This is a genomic window from Mycobacterium sp. KBS0706, from assembly GCF_005938675.2.
Classification (GTDB): domain Bacteria; phylum Pseudomonadota; class Alphaproteobacteria; order DSM-16000; family Inquilinaceae; genus Inquilinus.
The window spans coordinates 30,617-48,814 of sequence record NZ_VCCH02000063.1 but is presented as its reverse complement, the minus strand read 5'-3'; the positions used below and the strand labels follow the sequence as shown (position 1 = coordinate 48,814).

The window sequence follows — 18,198 nt, the reverse complement described above, 5'->3', positions numbered from 1 at the left end:
CGGCGTAGGCTGATGGTCTTGGAATCGAAAAGGGGCGCGTCCCGCTTCCGAGACGCGCCCCTGTCCTGGTTCAGCGCAGCCTCAGGCCGCGGCGGCCTTCGGCTCCTTGCGGACCTCGGCCGAGTAGGCGTCCATCATGGTCTTGCAGATCTGGCCCGGGGTGAAGCGATGCGCGCCGATCTCGCCGACCGGGGTGATCTCGGCCGCGGTGCCGGTCAGGAACACCTCGGTCCCCTTGGCCAGCTCCTCCGGCTGGATGTGCCGCTCGATCACCTCGATGCCGTTGCGGCGGGCCAGCTCGATCGCGGTCTGGCGGGTGAGGCCGTTCAGGAAGCAGTCGGCGGTCGGGGTGTGCAGCTTGCCGTCGATGGCGATGAAGACATTGGCGCCGGTCGCCTCCGCGACATAGCCGCGGTAGTCGTACATCAGCGCGTCCTGGTAGCCCGCGGCCTCGGCCTTGTGCTTGGCCAGGGTGCAGATCATGTACAGGCCGGCCGCCTTGGCATGCACCGGGGCCGAGTCCGGCGACGGGCGGCGCCAGTCGGACAGGGTCAGGCGGATGCCCTTCATCTTGGCCTCGGCCGAGAAGTAGCTCGGCCATTCCCACACCGCGATGGCGACATGGATGGTGTTGGCCTGGGCCGACACGCCCATCATCTCCGACCCGCGCCAGGCGACCGGGCGCAGATAGGCGTCGGTCAGACCGTTCTTCTCGAGGGTCAGTGCCTTTGCCGCATCCAGCTCCGCCGTGCTGTAGGGCAGCTTCATGCCGAGCGTGGTCGCCGAGAACTCCAGCCGCTTCGAGTGCTCCGTGCCCTTGAAGATCCGGCCGTTGTAAGCCCGCTCCCCTTCGAACACGGAACTGGCATAGTGTAGGCCATGAGTCAGGACGTGGATGTTGGCGCTACGCCATTCGACCAGCTTGCCGTCCATCCATATCCAGCCGTCACGGTCATGGAAGGGAGTCGTCGACATGATGGGCCTTTCCCGCATTGTCATTTGTATCGCCGTCGGACCGTGAGCGGTAACATTCGGGGTCAAAACAAGTCAACATGGCTGACATAAAATCGCCCGTGAATCCGCTCTTCCTCCGCGAGGAGGAGATCCGCCAAGGCATCGAGTTGCTATTCTACGCCTATCGCGGCTTCACTGCCGAGCCCGATGCGCTGCTCGCAACCCTGGGTCTCGGCCGGGCCCATCACCGTGCGCTTTATTTCATCGGGCGGCATCCGGAGATCACGGTCAGTGCGCTGCTGGCGATCCTGCGCATCACCAAGCAGAGCCTGGGCCGAGTCCTGAACGACCTGGTCGAGCGCGGCTATGTCGAGCAGCAGCAGGGCCAGCGCGACCGGCGCCAGCGCCTGCTGACCCTGACCGACACGGGCGCCGTGCTGGAGCGCCAGCTGTTCGAGAGCCAGCGCCGGCTGATCGGCCAGGCCTATCGCAGCGCCGGGGCCGAGGCCGTGGACGGCTTCCGCAAGGTGCTGGAGGGGCTGATCGCGCTGAGCGAGCCGGCGGTGATGGAGGAGGAGCCGGACGCTCCGGTCCCCGCCCCCCGCGTCGCCAGCCGGTAGAAGCCCATGACCATGACCGCCGACGAGCCCGCCCACATCCTGGTCGTCGAGGACGACCGCCGCGTCCGCGAGCTGCTGCGCAAATACCTGGTGGAGAACGGCTTCCTGGTGACCGCCGCGGTCGATGCCGCGGATGCGCGGGAGAAGCTGGCGGCGATCGCCTTCGACCTCCTGGTCCTGGACGTGATGATGCCGGGCGAGACCGGGCTGCAGCTGACCGCCGACCTGCGCCAGCGGATGAGCACGCCGATCCTGCTGCTGACCGCCCGCGGCGAGCCGGAGGACCGCATCGCCGGGCTTGAGAGCGGCGCCGACGACTACCTGCCGAAGCCGTTCGAGCCGCGCGAGCTGGTGCTGCGCATCAACAGCATCCTGCGCCGCCTGGCGCCGCCGCCGCCGCGGGCCGCCGGCACCATCCGGCTCGGCGCCTTCAGCTTCGACATCGAGCGCGGCGAATTGCTGCAGGAGGGCGAGCGCGTGCGCCTGACCACCGGCGAGGAGAACCTGCTGCGCATCCTGGCCCAGCATGCCGGCGAGACCGTGTCGCGCGAGGCGCTGACCGAATCCGGCACGGTCGATGGCGGCGTGCGGGCGGTCGACGTGCAGGTGACGCGGCTTCGGCGTAAGATCGAGCCCGACCCGCGCCTGCCCCGCTATCTCCACACCGTGCGCGGCGAAGGCTATGTGCTGAGACCCGACGGATGATGCCCTCCCCCGCTTTGCCCCGGCTGTCCACACCCCTCCGGCTGCGGGCACGGATCAAGCGGTTCCTGCCGCGCACCCTGTTCGGCCGGGCGCTGGTGATCATCGTCACCCCGATGATCCTGGCCCAGGCGATCTCGACCTATGTCTTCTTCGGCCGCCATATCGACGTGATCACCACGACGATGGCCCGCACCGTCTCCGGCGAGATCGGCCTGACCATCGACGAGATCTCGGGGGGCATGACACCCATCGCCCGCGGCGCCGTGTTCCTGCGGGCACAGCGCAACACCGGGCTGATCTACGGCTTCGATCCCGGCGTCGAGCTGGGGCCGACCGGCAGCGATGCGCTGGACGAAGGCCAGCGCGCCCTCGCCCGGGCCATGCGCGCGTCGCAGCCCTACGACTTCACCATCCTCTCCGATACGGACAACGACACCGATGTCGTCCGCATGCAGCTGCCGGCCGGCGTGCTGACGGTCGAGGTGCCGTCGAAGCGGCTGTCCAGCTTCACCACCAACCTGTTCTATCTGTCGATGATCGGGTCGACGGTGATCCTGTCGGCCGTCGCCATCATCTTCATGCGCAACCAGCTGCGCCCGATCCGGCGGCTGGCGATCGCCGCCGACCGCTTCGGCAAGGGCCGCGACATGCCGGGGTTCCGGCCGCATGGGGCGGAGGAGATCCGCCAGGCTTCCGAGGCCTTCATCGAGATGCGCGACCGCATCCGCCGCCAGATCCAGCAGCGCACCGAGATGCTGGCCGGGGTCAGCCACGACCTGCGCACCCCCTTGACCCGGATGAAGCTGCAGCTGGCCATGCTCGGCGACGGGCCGGACATCGACGAGCTGCGCAACGATGTCGAGGAGATGCGGCAGATGATCGACGCCTATCTCTCCTTTGCCCGGGGAGAAGGCACCGAAGAGGCGACGCCGACCGACCTCGCCGCCTTCCTCGAGGAGGTGGTGGTGGCGGCCCGGCGGGAGGGCGCCGACATCGCCTTCGACGCCCCGGAGAGCCACATCCTGCCGCTGCGGCGCGAGGCGCTGCGGCGCTGCCTGGCGAATCTGCTGTCCAATGCGCGGCGCCATGCCCAGCACGTCTGGCTGTCCGTGGTCCAGGACGACAGCGCCGTCGCCCTGGTGGTGGACGATGACGGCCCCGGCATTCCGCCGAACCAGCGCGAGGAGGCGATGAAGCCCTTCGTCCGGCTGGATGAATCGCGCAACCAGGAGACCGGCGGCACCGGCCTCGGCCTCGCCATCGCCCGCGACGTGGCGCGCCGGCATGGCGGCGACCTGGTGCTGTCGACCTCGCCGATGGGCGGGCTGCGCTGCACGGTGCGCCTGCCGCTCTGACTCAAGGAGGGCGCCCGATGGGACGGCTGCGGGAGATCGTGTTCGAGAGCCGGCAGGCGCCGGCCCAGGCCCGGTTCTGGGCCGCGGCGCTCGACGGCTATGCCGTGCGGCCCTACGACCAGGCGGAGATCGACCGGCTGGCCGCGCTGGGCCTGACACCGGAGACCGACCCCGTCGTCCTGGTCGACGGGCCGGGGCCGAGCCTGTGCTTCCACCAGGTCCCGACGCGGGACTACAGCAACAACCGCGTCCATCTCGACATCGCCGCATCCGACCGGCCGGCGGAGGTGCGACGCCTACTGGCGCTCGGCGCCAAGGTCCAGCGTGAGGCCGAGCGCTACACGGTGATGTCCGACCCCGAGGGCAATCAGTTCTGCGTGGCTAGCCTGGAGGTCCCGCAAGGATCTCCATCGTCATGACCTTGACGCCGCCATCGGCGAGGTCGGGCAGCTTGGCGAACCACTCCTTCACATAGGGCATGGCGTTGTGGGCCTCGAAATCGGCCCGATCGGCGAAGATCTCGTAGAAGATGAAGTGCCCCGGCGCCGCGCGGTCTTCCTGAAGGAAGTAGACGAAATTCTTCGGATCGCTCCGGACCAGTGCGACAAGCGGCAGCGTGGCGGCGCGCAGCTCGGCTTCCTTGCCGGGCTTTGCCCGCACCTCCGCCACGACCGAGTAGGCGCCTTGCGGCACCTGCGAATAGCCCTTGCCAGGTCCCTCCTGCGCCATCGCCGAAGTCACGCCGGCGACGCAGGCAAGGCCCGCAAGCACGGGACGCATCGTCCTGGACATGGCTGGTCACTCCGCTGCGGCCGCGAGCATGCGTCGGCGGGCTGCCATGGCATCCTCGAAGGTCTGCTTCACGGGCCCGAGCGCCTGAACGAACTCGAGCTGCTCGCCCTCCGGCCCTTTGCAATAGATCAGGGACCATCCGTTCGATTTGCCTTCCGTGATCCTGTTGGTGTTGGCGTCGAGCGGCGCCGCCAGGCGCTCCTGTTCCGACGTCACCGTGATCACGCGGTTGGCCTTCACCTGGGTCATGCCGCGGCGCGCCGACTCTGCCTCCAGGTCGTGGATGAATTTGTTAAAGTCGACATCGTCGCGGATGTAGAAGCAGATGTGCATCGACCGCGGATAAGCCGGGCTCATATGGTCCCGCGGCTCGGCCCAGCTGTCCCCGCTGCCCATCGTCTGCTGGGCGTCGCGGTACTGCAGCAGCTCGATCACGACATTGTCGAACTGCACGAAGCGCACGTCGAGGCGCTGCCCGCCGTCCCTCAGGTCGGGCACCCCGATGGTGCGCGGATTGACTCCCCGCTCCCGGGCGACGATCTCCTGATCGGTCAGCAGGGTGTTGTGGATCTTCTCGCCGTGGAAATCCCCGTCGCGCATCACCTCGGTGCCGCCGAGCACCTCGGTGTAGAACGCGAAGGCGCGGTCCATGTTCTGGACCGTGAGGCCGAAGTGCTGCACGCCCTGGAGCCGGGCGCCGAGCAGTGCCTGATCGCGCGTTCCCGCCGCGCCGCTCGGCTTTGAGCCGTCGGCGGACTGGGCCAAGGCAGGAGACCTCGCCGCCTGGGCCGCGACGGCCACTCCACCGATCGCGGCAGCACCCGCGGCGCGCAGAACGTCGCGGCGGTCAGGGTCTGCAAATCCGTTATCGCCATTGGGTTCGCCGGCCATGATTGCCTCCGTCTCTGCGATTCCGCGCTGATCGGTCGGATCATAGATCGCTGTCCGTGCATGGCGTTCTCCCGCCGTGCTGTTTTCCATTCACGGCGTGCTGTGTTGGAACCATCCAGGCCGGCAACGAATGGAAGCAGGAACGCGATCTCGGTGCTGCCCCGGGGTGAGGCCCGTCGCCCTGCGGAATGACCGGATGAAGTTCGATTCCGAGGAAAACCCGCAATCGAACGCGACCTGGGCGATCGATGCCCCCTGCACCAGGCGCGATTTGGCCAGATCCAGCCGCCGCTGTCCGATGAAGCGGCTCGGCGATTGCCCGGTCGTCACTTTGAACATTCGCGAGAAATGGAAACGGCTGAGTGAGGCCGCCGAAGCGAGTGCGTCGACCGTGATCTCCTTCTGCAGATTCGCATCAATATATTCGGTGACCCGCTGAAGCCGACGCGCATCCAGCCCTCTTGATCGCCGGGATGCACGGCGGTGGCCAGCGCCGATGCTGGAGTAGTTGTTGAGCAGCCGCACCGCGAGCACGTCGGCCAACGTCTCGACCAGCAGGTCCCCACAGGAGGTTTCGAACCGCAATTCGCCGAGGATCTCGGCCGCGATCTGCTCGATGAGGGGATCCCTGAAGCCCGCATCGTATCTCACCGACGCCGCGTCGAAGCTTTCCGACGTGTGTTTGGCAAGAGCTGCGAACGGGCTTGGCGAGAGATAGATGTGCAGCATCTCGTCGATGTCTGTTTCTACGCGCTTGTAATCTTCGCGCACGCTGGCGGGCGACAGCCCGATCGTGCCGGAAGACGTGACGATGTGTTGCCGAACACCTTCTGCTTGCCGGGTCACGACCGCCGTGCCGCGGACCATGACGGCAATCTCGGTGACGGAAAGGACATTCGCCGGCCTTTCGCCGGCAGGGTGAGACCGCAGTTCGGCGGAGATGCCGCGCCAGCCCCTGCCCTCAGACGACAGGAGAATGCGGCCCTTCGCGTAGGTCCTGGCCCCCTCATCGGTCATCCGCACGGCAGCGCCCCCCCGAGCGTGCGCCCTTCGCATATCTGACAGCATGAGGGAAAGCTGCCACCTCGGCAACTTGCGCGGCCAGTCATGCCGAGCTGTGCTCAGCCCGCCGTCCGTCGCTCCGCGATCAGGCGGTCGACCGCCTGCGGCTGCAGCCGGGTGTCGACCACCAGCCGGGCCGCGCCCAGCAGCCCGGCCAGCTCGCCGGCGCGGGCGGCGACGATGGTCAGGTCGCGCGTCGCCAGCGGCAGGCAGCGCTGGTAGACGAATTCGCGGACCCCGGCCAGCAGGTGCTCGCCCGCCTCGGACAGGGTCCCCCCGACCACGATGACGTTGGGGTTCAGCACGCTGACCACATCGGCCGCGACCTCGCCCAGCACCCGGCCGGCCCGGCGCACCAGGCTGACCGCCTCCGGCCGGTTGCGCCCGACCAGATCCATCACGTCGCGCGCGTCCCGCGCCTCGAAGCCCTGGGCCCGCAGGTCGCGGGCGATCGCCCAGCCGGCGGCATAGGCCTCGACGCAGCCCAGCTTGCCGCAGCGGCACAGCGGCGCCTCGGCGTCGCGCAGCTGGATGTGGCCGATGTCGCCCGCCGCGCCGCGGGCGCCACGATGCATCCGGCCCTCGGTGACGATGCCGCTGCCGATGCCGGTGCCGGCCTTGATGTAGACCAGCTGCCGCTCCTCCGGCCAGAATTGTTGGTGCTCGGTCAGGGTGCGCAGCCGGACGTCGTTCTCGGCCAGCACCGGTGCCGCATAGTCGGACGCGAACCAGCCCGGGATGTCGAAATCGTCCCAGCCGGTCATCACCGACGGCCCCATGACCCGCCCGGCGGCATGGTCGACCGGGGCCGGCAGGCACAACCCGATGCCCAGAACCTCCGACGCCGGCCGGCCGGTCTCCGCCAGCAGGTCGCGGAACTGCTGTGCGATCCAGGTCAGGATCGGCACGGGCCCGCTGCCGACGTCGAGATCCCCGAGCCGCTCCGCGAGCACAGTCGGCCCGAGATCGGTCGCGGCGACCCGGATCCGGCTCTCGCCGACATCCGCCGCCAGCACCACGCCGAAGCCCTGGTTCAGCTTCAGCACCCGGGCCGGGCGGCCGCCGCTGGCCTGCGTCTCCTCCGCCTCCTGCAGCAGCCCGGCCTCGAACAGCACGCCGAGGCGCTGGGTGATGGTGGCACGGGACAGGTCGGAGATGCGGGCGAGGTCGGCCCGCGACCGCGCCTGGCCGGACAAGATCAGCGACAGCACATGGCCGGCGCCAGCGGTGCCTAGGGCGTGGATCTCGGGGTCTGACATGGCCATCGCCGATTAATGCTCTTTTCCAGTCAAAAGGTCCAGATCATCGGATTGACTCCGATCAAAAGTCCGATCTATCGTTCCGATGTCGGACAATCGTCCGGCCAATGCGCAGGGCCGGCGCCGCAGAAGCGCCCGCCCGCAAACAGGAGGAAACCGCGATGATCCGATCGCACAGATCTGCGCTTGCTCCGAGATCCCGCCGCCTCGCCGGCCTGCTCGCCGCCGGTGCCATTGGGCTGGCCCTGGCCGCCGGCAGCACCGCGGCGATGGCGCAGGAGGCCATCGTCGGCCTGGTCACCAAGACCGAGGTCAACCCGTTCTTCGTCAAGATGCGCCAGGCCGCCGAGGCGGAGGCCAAGGCCAAGGGCCTGAAGCTGATCGCCCGCGCCGGCAAGTTCGACGGCGACAATGAGGGCCAGGTGGCCGCGATCGAGGACCTGATCAGCGCCGGCGCCAAGGGCATCCTGATCACCCCGAACAACTCGACCGGCGTGCTCGGCGCGGTCAAGAAGGCGCGCGATGCCGGCATCCTGGTGATCGCGCTGGACACCGCGACCGACCCGGCCGACGCGGTCGACGCCACCTTCGCCACCGACAATTTCGAGGCCGGGGTGCAGCAGGGCCAGTACGCCCGCAAGGCGCTGGGCGACAAGGCGCCGAAGCTGGCGATGCTGGACGGCACGCCCGGCGGCACGGTCGACACCTTCCGCCATGACGGCTTCCTCAAGGGCTTCGGCATCGCCGAGGGCGACGCCATGATCGTCGGCAAGCAGAACACCAACGGCGCCCAGGACAAGGGCCAGACGGCGATGGAGAACCTGCTGTCGGCCCATCCCGACATCAACGTCGTCTACACCATCAACGAGCCCGCGGCGCAGGGCGCCTATGCCGCGATCAAGGCGGCCGGCAAGACCGACGACGTCGTCGTCACCTCGATCGACGGCGGCTGCCTGGGCGTCAAATACGTCAAGGACGGGCGCGTCGCCGCGACGGTGATGCAGTTCCCCTACAAGATGGCGCAGATGGGCGTCGACGCCGTGGCGGAGTACGCCAAGAGCGGCAAGAAGCCGACCGGCTTCGTCAACACCGGCTCCTTCCTGATCACCGGCAAGCCGCTGCCGGGGCTGGATTCGAAGGATCTCGAATTCGGTGAGAAGAACTGCTGGGGCTGACGACCAGCGCGAGCCGGGCGGGCCGTAGCGGGCCCGCCCATCCCTCGGTCCTCCCGAACGAGAGAGCGATGGCCCCTTCCTCGTCCTGGATCGGGCGGGCGGCGCGGGTGCTGACCACCCCGCCGCTCGGCCCGCTCATCGTGCTGGTGGCCTTCGCCGCCGTGTTCACGGCGATGAGCGACCGTTTCCTGACCCCGGGCAACCTGTCGCTGATCGCGCAGCAATCGGTGATCATCGGCACGCTGGCGATCGGCCAGACGCTGGTGATCCTGACCGCTGGCATCGACCTCGCCACCGGCGCCGTCGCCGTGCTGGGCACCATCGTCGCCGGCAAGCTGGTGGATGAAGGCTACGCCGCCCTGCCCTCGCTGCTGCTGGCGATCGGGCTGTGCAGCCTGGTCGGCCTCATTACCGGCACGCTGGTCAGCCGGCTGAAGCTGCCGCCCTTCATCGTCACGCTCGGCCTGCTCGGCATCGTCACCGCCGCCACCCGGCTGTTCTCCGGCGGCGGCGCCTTCCCGGTGATGGACGACCTGCTGGCCTGGACCGGCAACACGCTGCGCCTGGGCGGCGCCGTGATCACCTACGGCATCATCATCATGCTCGGCCTCTACGGGCTGGTCTGGTACCTGCTGAATCAGACCGCCTGGGGCAAGCATGTCTACGCCATCGGCAACAGCCCGGAAGCGGCGCGGCTGGTCGGCATCCCTGTGCAGCGCCGACTGCTGTCGGTCTACCTGTTCGCGGCGTTCCTGTACGGCATCGGCGCCTGGCTGGCGCTGGGGCGGATCCCGAACGCCGACCCCAACGCGATGCAGAACGCCAATCTGGACAGCATCACCGCCGTCGTGATCGGCGGCACCAGCCTGTTCGGCGGCCGCGGCAGCCTGATCGGCACGCTGATCGGCGTGCTGATCGTCGGCGTGCTGCGCAACGGCCTGACCCTGATCGGCATCGACCCGCTGTGGCAGGACCTGGTCACCGGCGTCCTGGTCATCGCCGCAGTCGCGCTGGACCAGTTGTCGCGATGGAGGCGGGTATGACCGCGACCGTCCTCGAGGCCCGCGGCGTGGTCAAGCGCTACGGCCATGTCACCGCGCTGGGCGGCGTCGATTTCGAGCTGCGCGATGGCGAGGTGCTGGCGGTGATCGGCGACAACGGCGCCGGCAAGTCGACCCTGATCAAGGTGCTGTCCGGCGCCGTCACGCCCGATGAGGGTGAGGTGCTGCTGGACGGCCAGCCGGTGCGGTTCCATGGCCCGCTGGACGCCCGCCGCCGCGGCATCGAGACGGTGTACCAGGACCTGGCCGTGGCCCCGGCGCTGGACATCGCCGCCAACCTGTATCTGGGGCGCGAGTTGCGCCGGCCCGGGCCGCTCGGCCGCTGGCTGCGGCTGCTCGACAAGCCGCGGATGCGCAGCGAGGCGCAGCGCCACATGGACGAGCTGCGCTTCCGCCTGCCCTCGATCACCCATGCGGTCGAAAGCCTGTCCGGCGGCCAGCGCCAGGGCGTCGCCGTCGCCCGCGCCGCCGTGTTCGCCCGCAAGCTGGTGATCATGGACGAGCCGACGGCGGCGCTGGGCGTGCGCGAGACCGGCCAGGTGCTGGACCTGATCCGCACCATCCGCGACCGCGGCCTGCCGGTCGTCCTGATCAGCCACAACATGCCGAATGTGTTCGAGGTCGCCGACCGCATCCATGTCATGCGCCTGGGCCGCCGCGTCGCCGTGACCTCGCCGCAGCGCCACAGCATGGCCGAGGTGGTGGCGATCATGACCGGGGCGATGCCGGGCGACCAGCCGGCTCCCAACGGCGAGCCGGCCGCATGACCCCCGTTTTCCCTTCCCCTGACCGAAACACGAGAGACAGAGCATGACCCGCCTGGACGAGAAGCTGGCCCGCATCCGCGCCGGACAGTACAAGCGCAGCGACTTCATCATCGCCGACGCCAAGGACGGCGACATGGGGCCGAGCCTGACCTCGACCGGCCCGAAGCGCGCGCCGGACGGCAGTTGGACCCGCTACCGCACCCGCGACGAGTTCCTGGACACCATCCGCCAGGTGGTGGAGCAGGACATTGTCGACATCATGCTGGTCTCGGCCTCGAACCTGGAGCGGCTGGTCGAGAGCGGCACCTTCCGCAACAGCCGCGTCAAGCCGGCGATCCGCGCCAACGACACCACCGATGTCTGGGTGGTGCGCGGCTGCTCCTACCCCAAACAGCCCTCGCGGCCGTTCCGCTCGGCCCTGCTGCCGCGGGTGAGGCATGGCGGCACCGCGCCCGATCCGAAGGCGCCGGTCACCGGCACCGATCTCGGCCTCTACTCCGTCACCTTCAACAACGACCTCGATTCCGACATCCGGTCGCTGGAGGCCTTCGCCGAATTTCGCGCCGACTGCGCCGCCAACGGCTTCAACTACTTCTTCGAGGTGTTCAACCCGAACGTCTCGAGCGGCATCGACCCGGAGTTGCAGCCGCATTACCTGAACGACTGCATCCTGCGCTGCCTGGCCGGGGTGATGAAGGCCGACCGGCCGCAATTCCTGAAGATTCCCTTCAACGGCCCGAAGGCGCTGGAGGAGCTGGCCAGCTTCGATTCCAGCCTGATCGTCGGCGTGCTGGGCGGCGGCGCCGGCACCACCCGCGACTGCTTCGAGCTGCTGCACCAGGCCGAGAAATACGGCGCCCGCGTCGCCCTGTTCGGCCGCAAGATCAACCTGGCGGAATCGCCGCTGGCGATGGTGAGCTTCATGCGCCAGGTGGCCGACGGCACGATCGCGCCGGAGGAGGCGGTGCGCGCCTATCACGGCGAGCTGCAGAAGCAGGGCATCACCCCGCTGCGGCCGCTGGCCGACGACGTGCAGACCACCGAAGCCGTGCTGAAGCAGGGCTGAGATGGAGCGGTCCGGCATCATCTGCGGCGGCACGATCTGCATCGACGTCAACAAGGTCATCGACCGGTTCCCGCCGCAGGAGCACGTCGCCAAGATCGTGGAGGAGACGCCGGATTCCGGCGGCCCGGGCTTCAACATGGCGATCGACCTCGCCCGCCTGGGCGCCCCCTTCCCGATCGAGGTGGTGGGCGTGGTCGGCGACGACGCCTATGGCCGATTGGCGCTCGACGTCTGCCGCGACCATGGCGTCGGCGCCGGCCGGATCGCGGTGCTGCCGGGCGGGCGCACCGCCTACACCGACGTGATGATCGTGGCCGAGGGCGGTCGGCGGACCTTCTTCTACCAGGAGGGGGTCAACGCCCTGCTCTCGCCCGAGCATTTCGACCTGGCGGGATCGACCGCCAAGATCTTCCATGTCGGCTCGCCCGGGGTGCATGCCCGGATGGACGCGCCGCATGGCAACGGCAACGGCTTCACCGAGGTGCTGGCCCGCGCCCGCGCCTCGGGCCACCGCACCAATCTGGAGCTGGTCGGGGTGGCCGGCGACCGGCTTCGCGACCTGACCGTGCCCTGCCTGCCGCTGCTCGACAGCATCATCATCAACGAGCTGGAGGCGACGGCGCTGACCGGCGTCGAGACCCATCGCGGCGGCCGGCCCGACTGGGCCCTGGTCGAGGCGGCGGCGGCGGCGCTGATCCGCATGGGCGTGTCGACCCTGGCGGTGGTGCATTTCCCGGAGGGGGTGGTCGCCGCCGACCGCGACGGACGCTTCTGGCGCCAGGGTGCGGCCTGGGTGCCGCCGGACAAGGTCAAGAGCACCAACGGCGCCGGCGACGCCCTGGCCTCCGGCGTCATGCTGGGCCTGCACGAGGGCTGGCCGGTGGAGAAAGGGCTGCGGCTGGGTGTCTGCGTCGCGGCGCTCAGCTTGGGTTCGTACAGCACGTCGCGGGCGATCCCTTCGGCGGAAGAGTGCTTCGCCTATGGAGAGAGGGCGGGGTTCAAGCCCACGGCTTAGGCAAGCCCACTGCGTAGGCTGGGTTCGCCTTCCGAACCCAGCCTCCCGCCGCCACACCGGCCGATAGGATTGCGGGTTCGCTTCGCGAACCCAACCTGCTTTCGCGTCTGGCCTAACTCGTCAGAGCTCGTTCGAGACTGCGTCGGCGTGAGCCGGCTGGTGGTGGTTTCGAGAACCGGCGCGCAGCGGACGTTAAAGTCCGTGGGCACCGGAAGCTTCGGGTCCGCCATCAGACGGCCGTGCCGGTAGCACGATCGGATGATCCCTCAGATCCAGCCGCCGTCGACGACATAGGTCTGGCTGGTGCACATCCGGGCGTCATCGGAGGCCAGGAAGGCAACCATGCGGGCGATGTCCTCCGGCTCGACGAAGCCCTTCAGGCATTGCGACGCCATGATCCGCTCGACGTATTCCGGCGTGTACCAGAGCTTGACCTGCCGCTCGGTCCGGACCGCGCCGGGCAGCACGCAGTTGACCCGGATGCCCTCGACCCCGAGGTCGCGCGCCAGGCTGCGGGTCAGGCCCTCGATCGCCGCCTTGGCCGTGGTGTAGGCCGGCATGCCGCCCATCCCGGCGCGCCAGGAGATCGAGCCGAAATTGATCACCGACCCGCCGCCGGCATCGCGCATCGCCGGCCGCACCGCCTGCACGGCGAAGAACTGGTGCTTCAGGTTCACCGCCAGCCGGTCGTCCCAGTATTCCGGCGTCACCTCGTCGATGCTGTGGCGCTGGTCGTGGCCGGCATTGTTGACCAGCACCCGGATCGGCCCGACCGCCGCCTCCGCCGCCCGCACCATGGCGCGCAGCGCGTCGATGTCGCGCAGGTCGCAGGGCAGGAAGGCCGGGGCCGCCAGCCCCTCCCCCGCCAGCCGCTCGGCCAGCGCCCGCGACGACTCCGCGTCGATGTCGCAGAACACCACCCGGCTGTTCTGGCGGACGAAATGCTCGACCAGGGCGGCGCCGATGCCGGAGCCGCCGCCGGTGACCAGCACGGCGCGGTCCTGCAGGCTGGGATAGAAGGCGAAGTCGGTCATGATGCCGCCTGGATAAGGAATAGGGACTCGGGGGTCACTCTCGGACCAGCGTCAGCTTGCGCTCGAACATCTCCAGCGCCTCGGCCAGGGTGTGGCTGCGACGGAGCCGGTGCCGGCCCTCATAGACGCAGTATTCCGTCCCCTGCGCGGCCAGCACCTTGGCGATGCCATAGAGCGGCCGGTCGTGGCTGTGCCGGAACACGCTGAACACGGCGATGCCGACGCCGTGGTCGATCGCGTAGTCGCGCCATTCGCCGGCGGCGACGCGATCGAAATAGAGGCCGAGCAGCTGACCGAGTTCGCCGCGGTTGAAATAGACGCGCCCGCGGCGGCGCCGTATCTGGGAGAGATCGAAAACCTGCGACATGCGCCGACGGGACGCCTCGACATCGTTGAGTCGGTGACGGGAGTGTTGGACAAATCCGGCGCCGCGTCCAGACAGACTCGCTGCGACCGCAGGAACGGCCGGATCGCCCCGCCGCCACACATCGCCATATCGCCGCCACACCGCTGGATTGTCTTCCCGGAACCAATCGTCTAGGTAAGGCGGCTCGGCCGCGACGCCCGGCCGAGGCGGCGCCCTGTTCGGAACCCTGTGAATGACCGATATCTTCCGCGAAGTCGACGAAGCCCTGCGCGAGGATCGCGTCAAGGCGATCTGGAACCGCCACGGCACGCTGATCATCGCGGGCGCGGTCGCGATCGTCCTCGGCACCGCAGCCTTCGTCGGCTGGCGCAGCTACAGCCAGAGCCAGGCGCAGTCGCAGACCAAGGCGCTGGCCGACGCCCAGCAGCAGGCTGCGGCCGATCCGCAGAACGCCGCCTCGATCTACGCCGCCGTCGCCGCCGACAGCAGCGCCGACCGCGCCGCCCTGGCCCACCTGCTGGAGGCGCGCGCCGCGCTCGACGCCGGCAAGCGCGACGAGGCCGGCAAGATCTACCAGCAGATCGCCGGCGACAGCGGCGTCAATTCGGTGGTGCGCGACCTCGCCCGCCTCTATTCGGTCATGGCCCGGCTCGACGACGGCGACCCCGCGGCGCTGAACGACGAGCTGGCGCCGCTGGCCGCCGACGGTGCGCCCTGGCGCAGCTCGGCGCGCGAGCTGCAGGGCCTGCTGGCCCTGCGCCAGAAGGATGCGGCCAAGGCCCGCGAGATCTTCGAGGCGCTGTCGAAGGACCCCGTCGCGCCCCCCGGCGTGCGCAGCCGGGCCGACCAGCTCCTCAGCATTTCGAGCAATTGAGGGACCACGCCATGCGGCGACGCCACCTGCTGCCCCGGATCTCCATTCTCGCGCTCGCCGGGTTCCTCAGCGCCTGCAGCTGGTTCAAGGACGCCAAGACCCCGCTGCCGGGCGAACGGATCGCGGTGATCAGCCGCACCCAGGGGCTGGAGCCGGCGGCCGATGCCGGGCAGCCGGCCGTGCTGCCGGCGGTGCGCACCAACCCCGACTGGCGCAACCCGGGCGGCGCGGTGAACCACGTCAACGGCAACCTGGCGCTGAAGATCCCGTTCCAGCGGGCCTGGAGCAGCAGCATCGGCAGCGGCGACAGCAGCAGCACGGCGCTGCTGACCGGCCCGGTGATCGCCGACGGCAAGGTCTACATCACCGACGCTTCCGGCCGGCTGAACGCGCTCGACGCCGCCACCGGCCGCTCCTACTGGCGGGTGCGGGTGGCGGATCCGGAGCAGGACAGCGTGCCGATCGGCGGCGGCGCCGCCTATGCCGACGGCACGGTCTACGCCACCACCGGCTTCGGCGAGGCGGTGGCGGTCGACCCGACCAATGGCGGCCTGATCTGGCGCAGCAAGCTGGCCGGGCCGGTGCGCGGCGCGCCGACCGTGACCCAGGGCCGCGTCGTCACCATCACCGTCGACAACCAGACCGAGGTGCTGGACGCCAAGACCGGCACCGAGGTGTGGAACCACAGCGGCATCACCGAAGCCTCCGCCCTGCTCGGCGGCGGCAGCGCCGCGGTCGATGCCGGCGTGGTGGTGGTGCCCTATTCCTCGGGCGAGCTGTACGGCCTGCGCATCGAGAACGGCCGGCCGGTGTGGTCGGCCAGCGTCGGCGGCGGCGCCGCGCGCGCCGCGGGCGCCCTGGCCGGCCTGGCCGACATCACCGCCCTGCCGGCGATCGACGGCGAACTGGTGGTCGCGGTCAGCCACGGCAACCAGGCGGTCGGCATCGACATGCGCTCCGGCATCACGGTCTGGGAGCAGCCGATCAGCGGCACCCAGATGCCCTGGGTGGCCGGCGACACCGTCTATCTGGTCTCCAATGACGGCGTCGTGGTGGCGCTGGCTCGCAACACCGGCAAGGTGCGCTGGACCCGCGAGCTGGAGCGCTGGACCGATCCCGAGGACAAGGAAGGCCCGATCACCTGGACCGGCCCGGTGCTGGCCGGCGACACGCTGGTCCTGGCTTCCTCGACCGGCAACGGCGTTCTGGTCTCGCCCAAGACCGGCGAGGTCACCGGCCATTTCGAGACCGACGCGACGCGGATCACCCCGGTGGTCGCCGACGGAACCCTGTATATTGTCGGCACCGGCGGCACGCTGACCGCCTATCGCTGAGCAGTCCCGAGCACACATGCCCTTTACCCTCGCCATCATCGGCCGGCCGAATGTCGGCAAGTCGACGCTGTTCAACCGGCTGGTCGGCAAGCGCATGGCCTTGGTCGACGACACGCCGGGGGTGACGCGCGACCGGCGCATCGGCGAGGGCCGGCTGGCGGATCTGAGCTTCCGGGTGATCGACACCGCCGGCCTGGAGGAGGCGTTCGACGACAGCCTCGAGGCACGGATGCGGCAGCAGACCGAGGCGGCGCTGCGCGAGGCCGATGTCGCGCTGATGCTGATCGACGCCCGCGCCGGGGTGACGCCGCTGGACAAGCACTTCGCGCAATGGCTGCGGCGCCAGGGCGGCAAGGTGCTGCTGCTGGCCAACAAATGCGAGGGCCGCGCCGCCGAGGCCGGGCTGCACGAGGCCTGGTCGCTGGGCCTGGGCGAGCCGATCGCCGTCTCCGCCGCGCATGGCGAGGGGCTGGTCGACCTGGTCGACGCGCTGCGGCCGCTGATGCCGGCCGAGGACGAGGACACCGGGGCCTTCGACGACGGTGACGACGCCCCGATGCCGGAGGAGGAGGGCGAGGGCGACACGGTCGATCCGGAGCGCGACCTGGCCCGGCCGATCCGCCTGGCCATCATCGGCCGCCCGAATGTCGGCAAGTCGACCCTGATGAACGCCCTGCTGGACGAGGAGCGGGTGCTGACCGGGCCGGAGGCCGGCATCACCCGCGACGCCATCGGCGTCGACTGGACCTGGCGCGGCCAGGCGATCCACCTGGTCGACACCGCCGGGCTGCGGCGCAAGGCCCGGATCGACAAGGTCGACGACAAGGTCGAGTTCATGTCGGTCGGCGACACGCTGGAGACGATCCGGCTGGCCCATGTCTGCGTGCTGCTGCTGGACGCCGGCGCGATCATGGACAAGCAGGACCTGACCATCGCCCGGCACGTGATCGAGGAAGGCCGCGCTTTGGTCATCGCGATCAACAAATGGGACACGGTCGAGGACCATGCGGCGGCGCTGCGGCAGCTGAGCGACAAGCTGCAGACCTCGATGCCGCAAGTGCGCGGCGTGCCGACCGTCACCGTCTCCGCCCTGCGCGGCCAGAAGCTGGACAAGCTGATGGACGCGGTGCTGGACATCCACAAGGTGTGGAACCGACGGGTGCGCACCGGCCCGCTCAACCGCTGGCTGCCGGCGATGCTGGAGGCGCATCCGCCGCCGCTGGTGCGCGGCCGCCGCCTGAAGATCCGCTACATCACCCAGGTCAAGGGTCGGCCGCCGACCTTCGCGCTGTTCGTGTCCCAGGCCGAGGAGTTCCCGGACAGCTATCTGCGCTACCTGGTGAACGGGCTGCGCGACAGCTTCGCCCTGGCCGGCGTGCCGATCCGGATGATGCTGCGCCAGCCGAAGAACCCCTACGCCGACAAGGGTTGAGCGGCGCCGGCTTTTTTTGCCGGACGATTGCAATCGGGACGCGGCGAGGCCAGAGTCCCCTCCCCTGCGGGAGGAGATCGGAATGATTCACGAGCTGCGCGTCTATCACTGCGAGCCGGGCAAGCTGCCGGCGCTGCTGAACCGCTTCGACACCATCACCCTGAAGATCTGGGAGCGCTTCGGCATCCGCCAGGCCGGCTTCTGGACGGTCGAGATCGGCGAGAGCAACCAGGCCCTGTACTACCTGCTGGAATGGGAGTCGCTGGCCGAGCGGGAGCAGAAATGGACCGCCTTCGCCACCGATCCGGAATGGCTGGAAAAGCGCGCCGGAACCGAGCGCGACGGCCCGATCGTGTCCTACATCACCAACGCCATCCTGAAGCCGACGGCGTTCTCCAAGGTCAAGTAGCCGGCAGGGCGGCCGGGTTCGGCCGC

General features: G+C 69.4%; 20 protein-coding genes. 13 read left to right on the top strand and 7 right to left on the bottom strand.

From position 1 onward, the window contains the following. Positions 1-81: 81 nt before the first annotated feature. A complete protein-coding gene (locus tag FFK22_RS28130) occupies positions 82-975 on the bottom strand; it encodes a branched-chain amino acid aminotransferase (RefSeq protein ID WP_138890560.1) in 894 nt (297 codons plus the stop codon). A 98-nt stretch (positions 976-1,073) separates the two neighbouring features. Here FFK22_RS28130 and FFK22_RS28125 point away from each other — a divergent pair, with 98 nt between their 5' ends. From FFK22_RS28125 to FFK22_RS28110, 4 genes are read left to right on the top strand one after another with little or no spacing between them, the layout of a single operon-like run. Continuing rightward, positions 1,074-1,574: a MarR family winged helix-turn-helix transcriptional regulator gene (locus FFK22_RS28125; protein ID WP_221938916.1), complete on the top strand. Its 501-nt coding sequence runs from the start codon at positions 1,074-1,076 to the stop codon at positions 1,572-1,574. Between the two features lie 6 nt (positions 1,575-1,580). Then, entirely contained in the window at positions 1,581-2,279 is a 699-nt protein-coding gene (locus FFK22_RS28120; protein ID WP_221938915.1) for a response regulator, read from the top strand. Then, positions 2,276-3,634, top strand: a complete 1,359-nt coding sequence (locus FFK22_RS28115; protein WP_138890558.1) for an ATP-binding protein — start codon at positions 2,276-2,278, stop codon at positions 3,632-3,634. Before FFK22_RS28120 ends, FFK22_RS28115 begins: the two co-directional genes overlap by 4 nt. A 17-nt stretch (positions 3,635-3,651) precedes the next feature. Beyond that, positions 3,652-4,053 (top strand): VOC family protein, encoded by a 402-nt coding sequence (locus tag FFK22_RS28110; protein WP_138890557.1) that lies wholly within the window; start codon positions 3,652-3,654, stop codon positions 4,051-4,053. Here the strand turns inward: FFK22_RS28110 and FFK22_RS28105 are convergent. From FFK22_RS28105 to FFK22_RS28090, 4 genes are all read right to left on the bottom strand, one after another. Next, a complete protein-coding gene (locus FFK22_RS28105; RefSeq protein WP_221938914.1) occupies positions 4,016-4,405 on the bottom strand; it encodes a putative quinol monooxygenase in 390 nt (129 codons plus the stop codon). The two genes, FFK22_RS28110 and FFK22_RS28105, sit on opposite strands and share 38 nt — an antisense overlap. A 27-nt stretch (positions 4,406-4,432) precedes the next feature. Further along, positions 4,433-5,317, bottom strand: coding sequence for a VOC family protein (locus FFK22_RS28100; RefSeq protein WP_138890567.1), 885 nt, complete (start codon positions 5,315-5,317; stop codon positions 4,433-4,435). 90 nt (positions 5,318-5,407) lie between these two features. Further along, positions 5,408-6,334 carry an AraC family transcriptional regulator gene (locus FFK22_RS28095; protein ID WP_306770182.1) on the bottom strand — a complete coding sequence of 309 codons (927 nt, stop codon included), beginning with the start codon at positions 6,332-6,334 and terminating at the stop codon, positions 5,408-5,410. Between the two features lie 104 nt (positions 6,335-6,438). After that, positions 6,439-7,638 (bottom strand): ROK family transcriptional regulator, encoded by a 1,200-nt coding sequence (locus FFK22_RS28090; protein WP_221938913.1) that lies wholly within the window; start codon positions 7,636-7,638, stop codon positions 6,439-6,441. A gap of 161 nt (positions 7,639-7,799) precedes the next feature. On the opposite strand from FFK22_RS28090, the gene FFK22_RS28085 reads away from it, so the two are divergent. From FFK22_RS28085 to FFK22_RS28065, 5 genes are all read left to right on the top strand, one after another. Then, a complete protein-coding gene (locus FFK22_RS28085) occupies positions 7,800-8,813 on the top strand; it encodes a substrate-binding domain-containing protein (protein ID WP_138890553.1) in 1,014 nt (337 codons plus the stop codon). A gap of 68 nt (positions 8,814-8,881) precedes the next feature. Then, on the top strand, positions 8,882-9,856 hold the full coding sequence (locus tag FFK22_RS28080) for an ABC transporter permease (protein ID WP_138890552.1): 975 nt from the start codon (positions 8,882-8,884) through the stop codon (positions 9,854-9,856). Further along, the gene (locus FFK22_RS28075) at positions 9,853-10,641 is read left to right on the top strand and encodes an ATP-binding cassette domain-containing protein (RefSeq protein ID WP_138890551.1); all 789 of its coding nucleotides are present in this window, start codon (positions 9,853-9,855) and stop codon (positions 10,639-10,641) included. The genes FFK22_RS28080 and FFK22_RS28075 overlap by 4 nt, the downstream gene beginning before the upstream one ends. 43 nt (positions 10,642-10,684) lie before the next feature. Then, positions 10,685-11,707: a hypothetical protein gene (locus FFK22_RS28070; RefSeq protein WP_138890550.1), complete on the top strand. Its 1,023-nt coding sequence runs from the start codon at positions 10,685-10,687 to the stop codon at positions 11,705-11,707. A 1-nt stretch (position 11,708) separates the two neighbouring features. Beyond that, positions 11,709-12,722 (top strand): carbohydrate kinase family protein, encoded by a 1,014-nt coding sequence (locus FFK22_RS28065; protein WP_138890549.1) that lies wholly within the window; start codon positions 11,709-11,711, stop codon positions 12,720-12,722. A 266-nt stretch (positions 12,723-12,988) separates the two neighbouring features. Here the strand turns inward: FFK22_RS28065 and FFK22_RS28060 are convergent, their stop codons facing one another. After that, positions 12,989-13,756 carry an SDR family NAD(P)-dependent oxidoreductase gene (locus tag FFK22_RS28060; RefSeq protein WP_138890548.1) on the bottom strand — a complete coding sequence of 256 codons (768 nt, stop codon included), beginning with the start codon at positions 13,754-13,756 and terminating at the stop codon, positions 12,989-12,991. A 34-nt stretch (positions 13,757-13,790) separates the two neighbouring features. After that, entirely contained in the window at positions 13,791-14,123 is a 333-nt protein-coding gene (locus FFK22_RS43250; protein WP_186002693.1) for a DUF2794 domain-containing protein, read from the bottom strand. A 232-nt stretch (positions 14,124-14,355) separates the two neighbouring features. On the opposite strand from FFK22_RS43250, the gene FFK22_RS28050 reads away from it, so the two are divergent. The 4 genes from FFK22_RS28050 to FFK22_RS28035 all read left to right on the top strand — a co-directional run bounded on the left by FFK22_RS28050 (position 14,356) and on the right by FFK22_RS28035 (position 18,172). Next, entirely contained in the window at positions 14,356-14,997 is a 642-nt protein-coding gene (locus FFK22_RS28050) for a tetratricopeptide repeat protein (protein WP_138890546.1), read from the top strand. An 11-nt stretch (positions 14,998-15,008) separates the two neighbouring features. Then, positions 15,009-16,331, top strand: coding sequence for a PQQ-binding-like beta-propeller repeat protein (locus tag FFK22_RS28045; RefSeq protein ID WP_138890545.1), 1,323 nt, complete (start codon positions 15,009-15,011; stop codon positions 16,329-16,331). A gap of 16 nt (positions 16,332-16,347) precedes the next feature. Continuing rightward, positions 16,348-17,763, top strand: coding sequence for a ribosome biogenesis GTPase Der (der, locus tag FFK22_RS28040; RefSeq protein WP_138890544.1), 1,416 nt, complete (start codon positions 16,348-16,350; stop codon positions 17,761-17,763). An 82-nt stretch (positions 17,764-17,845) separates the two neighbouring features. Continuing rightward, positions 17,846-18,172, top strand: a complete 327-nt coding sequence (locus FFK22_RS28035; RefSeq protein ID WP_138890543.1) for an NIPSNAP family protein — start codon at positions 17,846-17,848, stop codon at positions 18,170-18,172. The last annotated feature ends 26 nt before the right edge of the window (positions 18,173-18,198 follow it).